At 58.3% G+C, this 15,471-nt stretch carries 13 protein-coding genes; 12 read left to right on the forward strand and 1 reads right to left on the reverse strand.

Going from position 1 to position 15,471, the window contains the following annotated elements; genetic code table 11:
- Positions 1-16: 16 nt before the first annotated feature.
- Positions 17-1,615: a tetratricopeptide repeat protein gene (locus JWQ61_RS08170; RefSeq protein ID WP_304360086.1), complete on the reverse strand. Its 1,599-nt coding sequence runs from the start codon at positions 1,613-1,615 to the stop codon at positions 17-19.
- 420 nt (positions 1,616-2,035) lie between these two features.
- Between JWQ61_RS08170 and JWQ61_RS08175 the strand changes: the two genes are divergently transcribed.
- The 12 genes from JWQ61_RS08175 to hslU form a co-directional block, all read left to right on the forward strand.
- Complete coding sequence (locus JWQ61_RS08175; RefSeq protein WP_304360087.1) at positions 2,036-3,154, forward strand: porin; 1,119 nt, start codon at positions 2,036-2,038, stop codon at positions 3,152-3,154.
- Positions 3,155-3,517: 363 nt separating this feature from the next.
- Entirely contained in the window at positions 3,518-4,687 is a 1,170-nt protein-coding gene (locus JWQ61_RS08180) for a porin (protein WP_304360088.1), read from the forward strand.
- A gap of 193 nt (positions 4,688-4,880) precedes the next feature.
- Positions 4,881-5,549: a DUF484 family protein gene (locus tag JWQ61_RS08185; protein WP_304360089.1), complete on the forward strand. Its 669-nt coding sequence runs from the start codon at positions 4,881-4,883 to the stop codon at positions 5,547-5,549.
- Between the two features lie 9 nt (positions 5,550-5,558).
- A complete protein-coding gene (gene xerC, locus JWQ61_RS08190) occupies positions 5,559-6,533 on the forward strand; it encodes a tyrosine recombinase XerC (protein ID WP_304360090.1) in 975 nt (324 codons plus the stop codon).
- Positions 6,534-6,691: 158 nt separating this feature from the next.
- Positions 6,692-7,249, forward strand: a complete 558-nt coding sequence (locus JWQ61_RS08195; protein WP_304360091.1) for a Fur family transcriptional regulator — start codon at positions 6,692-6,694, stop codon at positions 7,247-7,249.
- 85 nt (positions 7,250-7,334) lie between these two features.
- A complete protein-coding gene (locus tag JWQ61_RS08200) occupies positions 7,335-8,390 on the forward strand; it encodes a GTP-binding protein (protein WP_304360092.1) in 1,056 nt (351 codons plus the stop codon).
- A 604-nt stretch (positions 8,391-8,994) separates the two neighbouring features.
- On the forward strand, positions 8,995-9,399 hold the full coding sequence (gene dksA / locus JWQ61_RS22105; protein WP_041743743.1) for an RNA polymerase-binding protein DksA: 405 nt from the start codon (positions 8,995-8,997) through the stop codon (positions 9,397-9,399).
- Between the two features lie 126 nt (positions 9,400-9,525).
- On the forward strand, positions 9,526-9,909 hold the full coding sequence (locus tag JWQ61_RS08210) for a hypothetical protein (RefSeq protein ID WP_304360094.1): 384 nt from the start codon (positions 9,526-9,528) through the stop codon (positions 9,907-9,909).
- A gap of 173 nt (positions 9,910-10,082) precedes the next feature.
- Entirely contained in the window at positions 10,083-12,104 is a 2,022-nt protein-coding gene (locus JWQ61_RS08215; RefSeq protein WP_304360095.1) for a TonB-dependent receptor, read from the forward strand.
- Positions 12,105-12,502: 398 nt separating this feature from the next.
- Positions 12,503-13,882 carry a hypothetical protein gene (locus JWQ61_RS08220; protein ID WP_304360096.1) on the forward strand — a complete coding sequence of 460 codons (1,380 nt, stop codon included), beginning with the start codon at positions 12,503-12,505 and terminating at the stop codon, positions 13,880-13,882.
- Positions 13,883-14,084: 202 nt separating this feature from the next.
- Complete coding sequence (gene hslV / locus JWQ61_RS08225; RefSeq protein ID WP_041743744.1) at positions 14,085-14,621, forward strand: ATP-dependent protease subunit HslV; 537 nt, start codon at positions 14,085-14,087, stop codon at positions 14,619-14,621.
- An 11-nt stretch (positions 14,622-14,632) separates the two neighbouring features.
- The coding region (gene hslU, locus JWQ61_RS08230) for an HslU--HslV peptidase ATPase subunit (protein WP_304360097.1) at positions 14,633-15,471 on the forward strand (839 nt) is incomplete at its 3' end.

Below are 15,471 nucleotides of genomic sequence, written 5' to 3' on the forward strand. Positions count from 1 at the left end.
TAAGTAAGCGTAAGTGTTAAAGGACTTCATCGGCTTCCGCCGCTGAAGACGGCACCGCAGTCTTGAAGCGGTACAGCCGCTGCCGGTAATTGCCTTCAGGTCCGTTCGGGCCGCAATCCACATCTTCAAACAGGCGGGCGATCCGGGTCAGTGCCTGGCGCTCGTCGCCGGTCTGGATCAATATCAAACGGCGTTTGCTGCGCGCATAGTGGGCGCGGATATCGATCACCAGGCAATGGCCGCAATCGGCCTGGTTCAAATCCAGCAGCAAAGCCTCGGGCCGGCTCAGGCCGAACAGCACGGCCAGTTCGATCCGTGCGGCCAGGAACGGGTGCGCCTTGACTTGTTCACGCGTCAGTTGCTGTTTGGCGGTTTCCGCCCAGGCCGCCGGCTGTGCGCTGTCGGCGATTCTCGCCAGCAGGTTTGCCGCTTCGCCGCTGCCTTGCGCCGCCGCTTTTTGCAGCCAGTAGACGGCGCGCACATCGTTGGCAAGTTTCTCGCGCCGGTTGCGCCAGGCGCTGAGCCCGCATTCCAGCTGCGCCGCGCAATGCCCCATTTCGGCGGCATGCTCCAGATGGCGCTGCATATCGACCAGGTTGCGCTGCGAAAACTCCGACTTCAGGTAGATGCGCGACAAGGCATACCAGGCATCCGCCAATCCGGCTTCGCCGGCCAGCGTCAGCCAGCGGATTGCTTTTTTGTAATTGGCCGATCCGGTCCCCACCAGCAAACGCTCGCCGTCGCTGTTCATGCGGGCATACCACAGGCCCAAAGCCAGCTGCGCAGCCTTGTCGTCGCCATACGCGGCCAGTTCCAGAAACTGCTGCACCTCGGCCGCGTCGAAACCGTCGCTGGTCTGCAGCACCTGGGCGCTGCGCAGCAACAGGGACAGGTTTTCTTCTCCCAGCTGGCGCGCCAGGGTTTCCGATGGCACATTCAATTGCGCCAGGATATCGGCGTACTGTTCCGACAGCGCCCTCGCCAGCGGCAACGCTCTTTCCAGGAACACCGGCCAGTCGGCCTTTTCCCAAGCTAGTTGCGCCAGCGATTGCTGCGCCTGCATCACACCGGCGTCGGCGGCACGCGCTGTCCATTTCAGGGTCGCGTCCTGTTCCAGCCTAGGCTCAGGCTGGATCCCGGCCAATTGCTCGCTTGGCGCTGTGCGGCCTGGCGGCGGCGCGCTATCGGCATGCTGCGCCAGCAGCCATTGGGCTTCGGCGATGCCGGCGTGCGCAGCGGTTTCCAGGGCCTTGATGACTTTGCCGTGCAAGCCCGGCAGCACTTGCGGATTGCCGTCTTCGCGATTCAGCACCAATTGCGCCAGCACCAGGCCCGCCTGCATCAGGCCGGCATCAAAAGCGCGCTCATACCAGACGCAAAGCGCCAACGGATCGCTCGCCGCCTCAGCCACTTCCAGCGGAATATGACTGCCGATCAGCATCCATGCTTCGGACTCTTGCTGTTGTGCGGCGCGGTCCAGCCAATGCAGCGCCGTCGACAAGCTTTGCGGCAAACCGTTGCCGCCGAATAAATAGCGCTTGCCGAGGGCCAGCTGTGCGGCAGCTTGCCCGGCACGCGCCGCGCGAATAATCGCCAGGTCTTCACGTTTAGCCATAAATGCTCATTACCAAAACGTAAATTATCCTCGATAAATGCATGAAATTTTGTTTTTGCTTAATTTTTACAATATGTGAATCTTCTACGCAACACCATCATCCTGCAAGTAAGCGCCATGCCAGCCACGCTGTGCTTCGAATGACGCTTTGCCATGAGGGACTAATCCTACAATTTCGCTCAAATCACATCAAAATTCGCAAACTCCACTTAACTAATCAAAAAAAATAGACTACCGGCAGGTTTTTTCATGTAATAAGTAGTAAAAATACAACAAAATCGGTCCATACATGCAGTTTTGGCAAATTTATAAATGTACAACAAACCAAACTGCAGGCGACCAGGGCAACTGCCTTTAAGGTTCACTCCTCCGACAAGACGTACGGATGCTTAAGACCGTTTTCTATTTAAAGGACGTCAAATGAAAAAATCACTAATCGCACTGACAGTACTCGGCGCAATCGCAGGTGCAGCACAAGCTCAAAGCTCCGTCACCATCTACGGTACCGTTGATGCTGGCGTTACCTACTCCAACAACAATGTCCCGGCTGGCAATGCAGACGCCAACAGCCGCCTCGGCGGCAGCAAGTTCGGCGTAGGCTCCGGCAATATCGACACTTCGCGCATCGGCTTCAAGGGCGTTGAAGATCTGGGTGGCGGCCTGAAGGCCCTGTTCCAGTTGGAAGCTGGCTTCAATACCGACACCGGCGGCTTCGAACAAGACAAGTCCTTGTTCAACCGCAAATCGGTAGTCGGCCTGGGCGGCAACTTCGGTAGCGTATTGCTGGGCCGTCAATCGGACATCCTGGACGACTTCGGTCATCAATACACTTCAGTCAAGGATTTCGGCAATTTCGTCGGCAGCCCGCACGTCGGCGACCGCCTGGAAGGTTCGCGCACCCAGAATTCGATCCGCTATAACTCGCCGAACTTCAGCGGCGTCACTGCCAGCGCCATCTATGGCTTCGGTGAAGAAGCTGGCGCCAACTCCAATGGCCAAGCTTTCGGCGGCGGCGTTGCTTATGACAATGGTCCTCTTGGTGCTTACCTGGGCTACTATCAGTCGAAGGCAGGTAAAAATTCCGCTGATACTGCGCCACTGTTCCAGCTGAACCCTGTCGCAGAAGGCAACACCATGAACAAGACTTTCAGCCTGGGCGCCAGCTATCAGGCTGGTCCGGCTCGCTTGTATGGCAACTGGTCGCGCATCAATGTTCCTGAGCAATACAAGCAGAACATTTTTGAACTGGGCACTGACTACGCTCTGACAGCCCCGCTGCATCTGCTGGCTTCGGTACAGCACACCCAGTACTCGCTGGATGGCAACACTGAAGGCAACAGCTCCAAGCCGCAAGTAACCCAAGTCAACCTCGGCGTGGATTACTACCTGTCCAAGCGTACCGACCTGTACACCCTGGCGTCTTACGCCAAGGGCAAGAACGGCGCACCGGTCGGCGACATCTCGGCCCCTGCCGTGCAGGGCGAAACCGGCAAGAGCAACCAGACTGCCGTTGCAATCGGCATCCGCCACAAGTTCTAATATAAGTTAGCCGCCTGGCGGCAAAGCTTGTTGTTGCAATAAATCCCGGGCGGCCCATACCGCCCGGGGCTTTTTACCAGCCCCGGCAAAAAGCCTGATATCAGTTACGCAACACGCGTAATTGCCAAATTACACATCCCGCATATCCCAATTTGCGCAAGCCTGAGCCGCCACAAGCATTGCTCATGCCCTTCCCTGCCTGTCACAAAAATACAACACAATTAACAATCTTCTTCAATTTCGACCAATTTATAGCATCACAGGAAACCAAACCGCCAGCATAGCCAGCGAGACACCTTAATGTTCATCCATCCGGCAAGATGTACGGATCCTTAAGACAGTTTTCTAAATAAAGGACGTCAAATGAAGAAATCACTAATCGCACTGGCCGTACTCGGCGCAATCGCAGGTGCAGCACAAGCTCAAAGCTCCGTCACTATCTACGGTATCGTTGACACTGGCATCGTTTACACAAGCAAAGCTCTGACATCGACCGGCGACACCGGCAGCAAATTCGGCATCAACTCCGGCGTTATCCAAGGCTCGCGTCTGGGTTTCAAAGGTGTTGAAGATCTGGGCGGCGGTCTGAAGGCTCTGTTCCAATTGGAAGCTGGTTTCAGCAACGACACTGGCGGCCTGCAAGGCGACAAGGGTACAACTACTCTGTTCCGTCGTAAGTCGGTAGTCGGTCTGGGCGGCAACTTCGGTTCCGTTCTGCTGGGTCGTCAAACTGACATCCTGGACGACGTCAGCCAATGGACTTCGGTTCAAGATTTCGGTGGCGTAACTGGTTCCGTCGGTCATAACCTGGACCGTTTGGAAGGTACACGCACCAACAATTCGATCCGTTACAACACACCAGATCTGTCTGGCTTCACTGGTAGCCTGATTTATGGCTTCGGCGAAACAGCTGGCCAAACTTCGGCTGGCCAATCGTTCGGTCTGGGCGGTCAGTACGCTAACGGCCCACTGGGTCTGTTCGCTGCTTACTACCAATCGAAACTGGGTTCGACACCTAGCGACGTTTCCCTGACTAACAGCGCTCCAGTTGCAGCGTTCTCCGGCAATTCCGGCGACACAGCTCTGAAGACATTCAGCATCGGTGCTAGCTACCAAGCTGGTCCAGCACGTCTGTACGGTAACTGGTCGCGCGTTAAGCAGCCTCTGGCTACTAGCTCGAACACAGCTACTACTGGCGTTCTGCAAACAGGCAGCTTCACAATCGGCAGCTTCAACAACACCAAGGCTGACATCTTCGAACTGGGCGTGAACTACGCTGTTACAGCTCCTCTGCACCTGTTGGCTAGCGTTCAATACAGCAAGCTGACTTTTGCTGATGCTGGCGCCGACAAGGGCAAGCTGACCCAATTCAACCTGGGTACAGACTACTTCCTGTCGAAGCGTACTGACCTGTATGCTTTCGTTTCGAACCTGCGCGCTAAAGATGCTGTCAATCCAGGCGTCTACGGCGACAGCCTCGGCGACACTGGCAACCAGACAGCAGTTGCTGTTGGTATCCGTCACAAGTTCTAATTTAAGCTGGCCGAACCCGCAGCAGCAAGCGGGCCAGGTTGCTTGACTAGAGATGTAAAAGGCCCACATGGCTTGCCATGTGGGCCTTTTTTATTATCTGCGCGGCAGGCGCCTCAGGTTGTCATGCACCGGCATAGCGGTGTACCCTTGATCATTCTCTTTTTTCATCACCGTTTTCATCACCGATACGCACATGAGCCTCCAACTGGATCCCGATACTGTCGCCCAATATCTGATCGACTCTCCCCATTTTTTCGAAGAGCATGCCGAACTGCTGGCCAAGATCCGCCTCAGCAGCCCTTTGCTCGGCCGGGCCGTTTCGCTGCAAGAGCGGCAAATGGAAGTGCTGCGCGAAAAAATCAAGGTGCAGGACCTGCGCCTGGCCGACATGATGCGCAACGCCCAGGAAAACGATACAAGCTCGCACAAGCTGTACGCCTGGACCCGCAGCCTGCTGCTGGCGCGCAATGACGTTGACTTGCCGCACACGCTGGTCGACGGCCTGCGCACCAGTTTTGGCGTGCCGCAGGCCACCTTGCGCCTGTGGGGCGTGGCCGAGGATTATTCGCATACATGGTTTGCCGCAGAAGCGTCCGAGGACGCCAAGATTTTCGCCAATGGCTTGAGCCTGCCGTTTTGCGGCAGCAACAATGATTTCGAAGCAGCCGCCTGGCTTGAACAGGAGATCCAGTCGGTCGCCATGCTGCCTCTACGCAGCAGCAGCGCCGCCGCCTCGGCCACCTTCGGCCTGCTGGTGCTGGGCTCGCCCGATCCGCAACGCTTCAGCGCCGACATGGCCACCGATTTCCTGGTGCAGATTGGCGAGACCGCAAGCGCGGCGCTGGCCTGCCTGCTCGAATAACCCAGGATCGTGAGCGCCGACGCCAACCAGGCTTACCTCAGCGGCTATCTGGACAGCCTGGCGGGCCAGCGCCAGCTGTCAACGCATACCATCAGCAACTATGGCCGCGACCTGAAAGAACTGGCAAGCCTGACGCAAGCATTAGGCGATAACTGGCAGTTCGCCGCCGTGACCCATTTCCACATCCGCAAATTTGCCGCGCAATTGCATTCGCGCGGTTTGAATCCCAGCTCGATCGCACGCAAGCTGTCGGCCTGGCGCGGTTTTTTCGAATGGCTGGCGGAGCAGACCACGCTCGCCAGCAATCCAGTCGAAGGCGTCAAAGCGCCCAAACGCGCCAAACCGCTGCCGAAAGCGATGGCAGCGGATGACGCGATACACCTGGTTGCCAGCAGCAATCCGCTGGCCGATGCCGGCTCCAGCATGGCGCTGTGCAACCAGGCGATGTTTGAATTGCTGTATTCCAGCGGCCTGCGGGTTTCGGAACTGGCCGGGCTGGACCTGCGCTACAGCCGCCAGGCAGACCATGAATCGGCCGGCTGGATCGACCTCGACGCCGCCGAAGTGACGGTCACCGGCAAAGGCGGCAAGAAACGCAGCGTGCCGGTGGGAAAACCAGCGATACAAGCGATTGCAGCCTGGCTGCCGCAACGCGCGGCGCTGCTCAAAAGCGACCAGGGCGAACATGCGGCAGCCTTGTTCCTGACCGAGCGCGGCACCCGCGTCTCGCCGCGCGTGGTCCAGTTGCGCCTGAAACATCATGCGCAGTCGCTCGGCATCGCCAGCAATGTGCATCCCCACGTGCTGCGCCATTCCTTCGCCTCGCACATGCTGCAGGGTTCGGGCGATTTGCGGGCCGTGCAAGAGCTGCTGGGGCATGCGTCGATTGCCGCCACCCAGGTCTACACCTCGCTTGATTTCCAGCGCCTGGCGCAGGTGTATGACGCCGCCCATCCGCGGGCAAAAAAAATCACCGATAAATAACGCACAAGCAACGCACAAGCAACTCGCATGCAGCAAGCGCTTGAAACGCCGATTTGAAACTCAAATATGCAACTGAATTGCATTTCAGGCATAATTGAAGCCTTAGCTACCCATATTGCATTATGAACCCAGGCCCAAAATCCAAATCTGTCGCGACCATGGCCGCCGACAGCTCCCGTCTACATACGGCGGCATTGGCCGAGGCGCAGCTGCGCGAGGTCGCGCTGCGCATTACCCCTGCCCGCATCAAGGTGCTGGCCGCCCTGCTGGAAGCGCGTTGCGCTTTTTCCCATCAAGACATGCAAGACCAGTTTACCGAGATGGACCGGGTGACCTTGTACCGCGCTCTCGATTGCCTGACAGACGCCGGCCTGGCGCACAAGATTGCCGGCGACGACCGCGTATTCCGCTATAGCGCCGGCACCGAACACAGCGAATCAAGCCATGCCGGCCACGCTACACATCAAACCCAGCACCAGCACGGCCATTTCAAGTGCACCCGCTGCGCCAAGGTGTTCTGCCTGGATGGCAGCGGCGACGCCGGTTTCCTCGACAGCATACTGGCGCTAGGCGACAGCCATGCCGGCAGCAGCACCACGCCGGCCAAACTGCGCAAGCAGTTGCAGCAAGCCTTGCAAGACACGCTGGGCAAGGGTTTCCAGGGCCACGAGATCGAACTGACCATCAAGGGCTGGTGCGCAGACTGCGCGCATTAAACTTGTCACAGCGCTTCTCGCTGATCCGAACTCCCCCGCGCACTTCCTCAACCCTATATCGTTTTTTACTTTTCCGGATCCCGTCATGGCACTTATACCCACCACTATCCTGACCGGCTTTCTCGGCGCCGGCAAAACCACTTTGCTCAACCGCATCCTGCAACAGCAGCATGGCCACAAAATCGCCGTGATTGAAAATGAGTTCGGCCAGGAAAATATCGACAATGAAATCCTGGTCCAGGACAGCACCGAACAAATCGTCGAAATGAACAACGGCTGCATCTGCTGTACGGTGCGCGGCGACCTGATCGTCGCCCTGACCACGCTGGCGCGCCGCCGCACCGCCGGCGAGCTGAACTTCGACCGGGTGATCATCGAAACCACCGGCATGGCCAATCCGGGGCCGGTAGCGCAAACCTTCTTTGTCGACGACGAAGTGGCGATGCACTTCATGCTCGATGCAATCGTCACCGTGGTGGATGCAAAACACGCGATGATGCAGCTCGACCAGCAGGAAGAAGCGCAACGCCAGGTCGGTTTCGCCGACAAGCTGCTGCTCTCCAAAACCGACCTGGTGACGGCGGAAGAGGTAAGCGCCCTGACCAGCCGCCTCAAGCGCATCAACCCGCGCGCGCCGATCATCACCCTTGATCCGCAGCACACGCCGATAGAAGAAATCCTGGATATCCGCGGTTTCAACCTCAACGCCAAACTGGAAATCGATCCTGACTTTTTGGCAACAGAGGAAGAACATGCCCACGAACACAGCGGCGACGATTGCGACCACCCCTCCCACCAGCACGAAGGACATGGCCACCACGACCATCACCATGCACATCACGATGATGAAATCGCCGCTTTTGTTTTCAAAAGTGAAAGACCTTTCGATACCGCCCGCCTGGATGAATTCCTGGGCGGCCTGGTGCAGGTCTACGGACCGCGCATGTTGCGCTACAAAGGCGTATTGTTGATGGATGGCGCCGACCGCAAGGTAGTATTCCAGGGAGTGCACCAGATCATGGGCAGCGACGTCGGCGGCAAATGGGACGCAAATGAGACACGCGGCAGCAAAATGGTCTTCATTGGCAAGAATCTGCCGAAAGACATCTTTATTCGCGGTTTGGAGCAATGTTTGGTATAAACTATGGCAGTTTTGCGCTGGGAAATCACTGGATAGCGGGCCAATCACACCATTGTTTGGCCGCTGATTAAGGGAGAGGACCATGAACCTGACCGTTAAAAAGACCGTTGCCAAGAAGGCACCGGCCTCGCTAGGCAAATCGACGCCGAAAGCCCGGCAGGCTGCCGCTCCCGCCAGCAGTACAGTTAAAAACGCAGTCAAGAACGCCGTGACAGGCGTTGCTAAAAGCACCGCAAAAGTAGCTGAAAAATCAGCAAAACTTTCCGCCAAGGCGCCGCGGAAGACCGAGACCCCAATTGCTACCGCAAGCAAGGCCGTGTCCAAAGTCGCCAAACCCGATCCCAAACCTGTTGTAAAATCCCTAGCCAAGAAAACGGCGATTGCCAAGTCTTCCTCCGTAGCGGCGGCAGACAAGGCAGCGCGCAATACCCAGGCCAGTAGTTCTGTAACAACGAAACTGAGTTCCCCAACGGCCAGATCCGGCGCTAGCAGCACCAGCGACAAGCCCGCAAGTGCCGGATTAACGGATAAAATTGAAAAAAACGTCGTATCGAAAGCAAGCGAAGTGGCTACTAAAACAACCAAACCAACATCTGATTCCATTCTGTTGACCGAAGAGCAAATCCTCAAGATGGGCGAAAAGGACTACATGAATGAAGCGCAACTGGCTTTCTTCAAGGCGCGTTTGCAGCAGTTAGAAATCGACCTGCTCAAGAACGCCGGAGAAACCACGGAACATCTGCGCGAAACCGTCCTCGTACCTGATCCTGCAGACCGCGCCACCATCGAAGAAGAACATGCGCTGGAATTGCGTACCCGTGACCGTGAACGCAAACTGCTGAAGAAGGTGCAGCAATCGATCGCATCGATCGACGCCGGCGAATACGGCTGGTGCGAAGAAACCGGCGAACCGATCGGCATTCCTCGTTTGCTGGCGCGTCCGACTGCAACCCTGTCGCTGGAAGCGCAACAACGTCGCGAACTGAAACAAAAGCTTTACGGCGATTGATTCCCTGAGCGGCCAGGCTGTGGAGAAACACCTGCCGGAACAGCGGCCTGGTTTCCCCGCAGTCCGGCCGCTAGCGTCGTTCCTGCGTCGTTCCCGTTGTTGTGTTCCGCTTATCCAGATTCCTTGATGTCAGCCCAAGCCCTCAGTTCGAGACGACTCCAGCACGCCGCCCCGGCGCCGATGCTGGCGCTTGTGCTGATATGCGCGATCCTGTTCTCGCAATGGCTGGGACTGACGCATAGCATCGTCCATGCCGCCTGGGAAAACAAGCAGGCGACCAGCCTGACGCACATCACGTCGGTGATTGAACGCGTGATCGAAGGCGGCGGCAAAGCGCATCACTCTTGCGCAGCATTCGACGACGCCACCCTGGCCGCAACGATCTACTCGGTGCCCCTGAATCTGCCACCGTTGCCCGGCAAGCACCTGCTGGCCTTGTGGCAGGCATTCGCTTCCTGGGATGCCCCGTTCACCTGCCATTTCTCATCCCGCGCACCACCCCGCTCCTGACAGAACGCAGTCAACCGCTTCGCTTATGCGAAGCGTCAACCCATTGCATCGAATCATTTATCGCCGTCGCCCGGATCATATCAACCATGCGAACCATGCGTGACTAATCGCGCTCCTGCGCGCATTCCGCCTCGCTGCGGAAAGCGGCGGCCATTACCTGTCTAGGAATCATCATGCCTGTCCAACGTACGCTGTTATCCAGTGCGGTCCTGTCCGCGCTGGCCGTTCTATCGTCTGCCGCATCGGCCCAGGCCGACACCGCCGAAGCGGCCAAGACCTTGCCGCCCATCGTAGTCAGCGCCAGCCCGCTCAACGCCAACGTCGACACCCAGATCCTGGCCCCGGCCAAGGTATTGTTCGGCGAAGAACTACGCAACAAGACCGGCGCCTCGCTGGGCGACACCCTGTCGCAGGAACTCGGCGTGTCGGCCTCCGGTTTCGGCGCCGGCGCTTCCCGCCCCATCATCCGCGGCATGGAAGGGCCGCGCGTCAAGATCCTGCAAAACGGCATGTCGGTGGCCGATGTCTCCAGCCTGTCCAACGACCACGCGGTAGCCACCGAAGCCGCGATTGCGCGCCAGATTGAAATCCTGCGCGGCCCGGCCGCATTATTGTATGGTTCCGGCGCGATCGGCGGCCTGGTCAACGTCGTCAACGACCGCATCCCTACCGAACTGCAAAAGGGCATCAGCGGCGAAGCCGAGGCCCGCTACAGCAGCGGCGACAACGGCCGCAGCACATCCCTGATGCTGGACGGCTCTGCCGGACCGATAGGCATGCACCTGGACGGCAACTGGCGCGACACCGGCAACTACAAGATCCCAGAACACGCCACCCGCAATGACACCGATTCGGCATCAGGCCGGCTGCCGAATTCGTTTACCCATGAAACAGGGGTTGGCGCCGGCGCCTCCTACATCGCGTCCTGGGGTTACATCGGCGCCTCGGTGGCGACCCTGGATGACCACTACGGCATCCCTACCGCGGAAAAATCCTTCATCGACCTGCACCAGACCCGCTACGACATCGCCGGCCAGATCGACGACCCGCTGGCCGGATTCGAAAAACTGACGTTCAAGCTGGGCCATACCGACTACACCCATACCGAAAAACAGGAAAACGGCACGCCGAATACGATCTTCTCCAACAAGTCGACCGAAAGCCGATGGGAGCTCGCGCACAAGCCGCTGGCCGGCTGGCATGGCACTTTCGGCATGCAAACCGAAGACACGCGCTTCTCGGCCCTGGCCGCCGAAAGCGGCTTGCCGGACACCGTGCCGCGCACCAAATCGACTTCGATCGCCGCCTTCCTGGTAGAGGAACGCAACTTCGGCCCGGTGCTGGCCAGCGCCGGCCTGCGCCTTGAATCGGTCAAGCGCCGCCCCGATGCCGACTCAGGTTTCGCCGACCGCAAATTCAACCTGGCGTCCTATTCGGTCGGCGCCTTGTGGAGCTTCATGCCCGGATACGGCTTCGGCCCGACGGTGTCGATCGCGCAGCGCGCACCAGCTGCCGAAGAACTGTATTCCAACGGCCCGCACGAATCGACTGCCACTTTCGATATCGGCGACCCTACCTTGAAAAAAGAAACCTCGCGCAATATCGAACTGACCTTGCAAAAAACCAGCGGGCTGATCCGCTGGAAAGCCAACCTGTTCCAGAATCACGTCAGCAATTACGTGTTTGGCCGCAACGCCGGCACCGTTGACGAGAGCGGCGCGCCTGATCCGGACGGCGAGTTTACCGAACGTTTCTGGTCACAGGCGGACGCCACCATCCGCGGCGCAGAGGCGGAAATCAGCTATAACCTGCGCGGCGAAGGTTTTTCGGTGCGCGGCTTTGCCGATACCTCGCGCGGCAGGCTGGACAACATGGGCAACCTGCCGCTGCAGCCGGCCAGTCGCTTCGGCGTCGATCTCGGTTATGTCCAGGGCGCATGGCGCAGCAGCCTCACCATCCTGCGCGCGCAGCAGCAGGACCGGCTGGCGACCTTTGAAAACAGCGAGACGCCGGGCTACACCAAGATCGATGCCAATCTTTCTTATACCCAGCAAGTCGGTTCGCTGCAGCTGACCTGGTTCGCCTTGGCCAAAAACCTGTTGAACCAGGATATTCGCCTGGCGACCTCGGTGCTAAAAGATGTCGCGCCGCAGCCTGGACGCAGTTTCATCCTTGGCGTACGCACCAAGTTCTAATCCGGAAAAACCGGGATCGCAAAGCAAGCGAAGCCTCCAGGCCGCAACTTGCCGCGCGCCCCCGGTTGGCAGCGGAAGCTGTAGACAAGATGACCATTCTTGACGTCGAATATGCAAAAATCGCAACATATTTATGTCACAACTTAGGGGGTCCAGACATACTTCCTGAGTTGCTTTGTGTTACCTTTGGAGGTATCGATTGATCGTGCTTTTTTTGGGTAACAATGGGCAAAAGCGGGAACAGTCTCAAAACAAAAATGTAGCCATGAACATAGCAGGCACCATGGCAAATGCGATGATAAAAACGCAATCCGCGGAGCCGGTGCCGAACAGACAAGCACCACTCCGATACATATAAAATCGCAGCTTTGATAGCAACTTACTTTCGGGATTAACACGTGGGGATTTTCTCGCTCTTCGGCAAAAATAATCGTCCAAACGGCGCACCGCCGGGGGATGACAAGGTACCAGCCGCAGCAGACAATCAAGCGCCGGTTCTGTTTGGCGAAAGCCATGAGCGACTGAGCAACTCGACCACGCTGCGCGATGGTTCGGCACGCAGCACCACGACCATGAAGATCGATGCGATCGAATCGGAAATGTCGTCCGAGTTCGTCCATCTGCCACCCTCCCCCAAGCCGGCCGGCCCGGACAGCGTGGCGCCGGTCACGCTTACCCACGGCAACACCACCCAGCTGACGCTGCCGGTGATGAGCAGGACCACCGAATACCTGGACGACCAGTCGCGCAGCGGCAGCATCGAAGTGTCGGTGTCCGATACCCCCGAAGTGATTGAAGAGGCGGCAGTACTGTTCGCCAGCGACCAGAGCGACATCGCCGAAGCGCTCCTGCTAAGCGCGATTGCGGAAAACAATCTCGGTTCATCCACCCACATCGTCTGGTGGATGCTGCTGGACCTGTACCAGATCACCGGCAAGCAGCAGGAATTCGACAATCTGTCGGTCGATTTCGCCAACAAGTTTGAAACTTCGCCGCCGACCTGGATCGATATCATGACCCTCGATCCGCAGGCAAAAACCCAGGAAAAGGCGGGCGCGCCGCCGGCCGTGGCCTTCTCCGGCAAACTCGACGCCAACATCGGCAAGCAGCTGGAACGCGCGCAAAAACTGAGCGCTACCCATCCGGCCGTGCGCCTGGAGTTTACCCGGGTCAGCTCGGTCGATCCGATCGGCTGCGGCCTGCTGCTGCGCATGTTGAAAAAACTGCAAAAATCCGGACTGGACCTGATCCTGGTCGGCGCCGATGAACTGGCCGACAAGATCCGCGAGATCCTGCTGGTCGGACGGCGCGACGAAACCGCTGCGCCATGGCTGCTGCTGCTGGAGATCCTGCACCTGCTCAACCTGGAACAGGCCTACGAAGACGCCAGCATAGATTATTCGATCACGTTTGAAGTCTCGCCGCCGCCGTTCGTCGCCCCCCACTCCAAGATCATCACGGCGGCCGAGGACAATGCCCAGAGCGTAAGCCTCAACGGCAACAACAGCCTGCTCATGCCGGTGCTGATCGAAGGCCGGACCGAAGAGCTGCTGACCAAGATCCAGACCCACGCCATCGCCCACAGTCCTGCGATCATCGATTGCTCGCGCTTGGTCAGGGTCGACTTCAGCGCAGCCGGCGAACTGCTCAACGGGCTGTCATTACTCACCAGCAACGGCAATGCGATCGAGTTCCACAGCGTCAACCACCTGGTGACCGCCCTGTTCAAGGTCGTCGGCATACAGGAAATCGTGCGCGTAGTGCCACGCAAAAATTAAGTTTTTAACAAACTCCACCCTCTGCAGTCATAAAAACAACGCTAAATCCACGTAATTCAGCGCTTGTAATCAGACCGGCCGTCCCCATTTTTTTGGGACAGTATCGATTTGTCATTCGATAGCGAATCACATGCAGTCCCGGCGCCTTGCGCCCTGCATGCGCGGCCAGGCTACCCCGGCCGCATTTTCTGAGGCTAGCAAAATGGAACAATTTCACGGCACCACCATCCTCTCGGTACGGCGCGGCAACAGCGTTGCGCTGGGCGGGGATGGCCAGGTCACACTCGGCAACGTCGTCATGAAGGGCACCGCCCGCAAAGTCCGCAAGTTATATCAAGGCAAGGTACTGGTCGGTTTCGCCGGCGGCACCGCCGATGCGTTCACCTTGCTCGACCTGTTCGAAGCAAAACTGGAAAAGCACCAGGGCAACCTGATGCGGGCCTCGGTCGACCTGGCCAAGGAATGGCGCACCGACCGCATGCTGCGCCGGCTGGAAGCAATGCTGCTGACCGCCGACCGCGAAACCACGCTGGTGATCACCGGCAACGGCGATGTGCTGGAGCCCACCGATGGCATCGGCGCGATCGGCTCAGGCGGCACTTTCGCCCAGTCGGCCGCCAAGGCGCTGCAGGAAAACACCGAGCTGTCGCCGGCCGATATCGTCAAGAAATCGCTGGTGATCGCCGGCGAACTCTGCATCTACACCAACCAGTCGCACATCATCGAAACTCTCGATTAAGACCCAACACCATGAACATGACTCCGCAAGAAATCGTTTCAGAACTGGATAAACATGTAGTCGGCCAGGATCGCGCCAAGCGCGCAGTGGCGATCGCCCTGCGTAACCGCTGGCGCCGGCAGCAGGTCGCCGAACCGCTGCGCCACGAAATCACGCCCAAGAATATCCTGATGATCGGGCCTACCGGTGTCGGCAAGACTGAGATCGCGCGACGCCTGGCCAAGCTGGCCGATGCGCCTTTCATCAAGATCGAAGCCACCAAGTTTACCGAAGTCGGCTACGTCGGGCGCGACGTCGACACCATCATCCGCGACCTGATCGACATCGGCATCAAGCAAACCCGCGAAGCCGAAATGCGCAAGGTCCGCACACGCGCGGAAGACGCCGCCGAAGACCGGGTGATCGACATCCTGGTGCCGCCGGCGCGCGATTTCGGCTTCCATCCTGAACAGAGCTCAGGCGACGGCGAAACCGCCGGCGACAAGGGCAACAACACTCGCCAGACGTTCCGCAAACGCCTGCGCGAAGGCGCGCTCGACGATAAGGAAATCGAGATCGAATTGTCGGAAGCAGCCTCGCAAATGGAAATCATGGCGCCGCCCGGCATGGAAGAAATGACCGAGCAGATCAAGTCCATGTTTTCCGGCATCGGCAGCAACCGCAAGAAGAACCGCAAGATCAAGATCAAGGATGCGATGAAGGTCCTGATCGAAGAAGAAGCCGCCAAGCTGGTCAACGAAGACGAACTGAAGCAGAAAGCCATCAGCAACGTTGAACAGAACGGCATCGTGTTCCTGGACGAGATCGACAAGATCGCCACCCGTTCGCAGAACAGCGGCGGCGCCGATGT

Origin of the sequence: Collimonas fungivorans, assembly GCF_028292705.1 — a bacterium.
GTDB lineage: Bacteria > Pseudomonadota > Gammaproteobacteria > Burkholderiales > Burkholderiaceae_D > Collimonas > Collimonas fungivorans_B.

Bases quoted from the DNA above. Each gene is read 5' to 3' on its own strand.
- JWQ61_RS08170 (WP_304360086.1), bottom strand. From the start codon at position 1,615: ATGGCTAAACGTGAAGACCTGGCGATTATTCGCGCGGCGCGTGCCGGG.
- JWQ61_RS08175 (WP_304360087.1), top strand. From the start codon at position 2,036: ATGAAAAAATCACTAATCGCACTGACAGTACTCGGCGCAATCGCAGGT.
- JWQ61_RS08180 (WP_304360088.1), top strand. From the start codon at position 3,518: ATGAAGAAATCACTAATCGCACTGGCCGTACTCGGCGCAATCGCAGGT.
- JWQ61_RS08185 (WP_304360089.1), top strand. From the start codon at position 4,881: ATGAGCCTCCAACTGGATCCCGATACTGTCGCCCAATATCTGATCGAC.
- JWQ61_RS08195 (WP_304360091.1), top strand. From the start codon at position 6,692: ATGGCCGCCGACAGCTCCCGTCTACATACGGCGGCATTGGCCGAGGCG.
- JWQ61_RS08200 (WP_304360092.1), top strand. From the start codon at position 7,335: ATGGCACTTATACCCACCACTATCCTGACCGGCTTTCTCGGCGCCGGC.
- JWQ61_RS08210 (WP_304360094.1), top strand. From the start codon at position 9,526: ATGTCAGCCCAAGCCCTCAGTTCGAGACGACTCCAGCACGCCGCCCCG.
- JWQ61_RS08215 (WP_304360095.1), top strand. From the start codon at position 10,083: ATGCCTGTCCAACGTACGCTGTTATCCAGTGCGGTCCTGTCCGCGCTG.
- hslV (WP_041743744.1), top strand. From the start codon at position 14,085: ATGGAACAATTTCACGGCACCACCATCCTCTCGGTACGGCGCGGCAAC.